The 448-nt window shown below is 37.1% G+C and carries 1 protein-coding gene; it reads right to left on the bottom strand.

Annotated features, from left to right (window positions below; genetic code table 11):
• Positions 1–203: 203 nt before the first annotated feature.
• The coding region (locus tag A3763_RS29360) for a hypothetical protein (protein WP_231872061.1) at positions 204–448 on the bottom strand (245 nt) is incomplete at its 5' end.

Here is a 448-nt window from a genome sequence, read left to right on the forward strand (position 1 = left end):
CTAATGACTCGCTGAAGCCGGTAGTCGATTTATTGATTCATAAATGTAGGTTTCGAAAAATAGATCATTCGTAAAATAGTTGTTCCGGTCTCCGGTTTTGGCCTAGTCTTTTGATTACGAATTGTTATGTTCTGTTTTGTATCTAGCTTGTGTACTAACGGGGAACCACTGAACGAGAGAGCAACTTACCTACACCTAAAAAATTATTGTTTTTTACGATACTTTAGCTTCGTGGTTTTGAATAACTCTTTCTTATTCTTCTCATTATCTATTTGGTCACCGATAGAGGGCGAGTCAATCTCTTTCAGGCCCGAAATATAAGACTTATCTTTGCTATTTGGCTTATATCCTACGATATCTCGATTATAAATATCCGGCTTCTCTTGCTGTAGCTCCTTATACCTCCTCCAGATTCTTTGTTTAAATTTTCTAGAGCCCGACAGTTTTA

The sequence above is a fragment of the Oleiphilus sp. HI0128 genome (assembly GCF_001635365.1).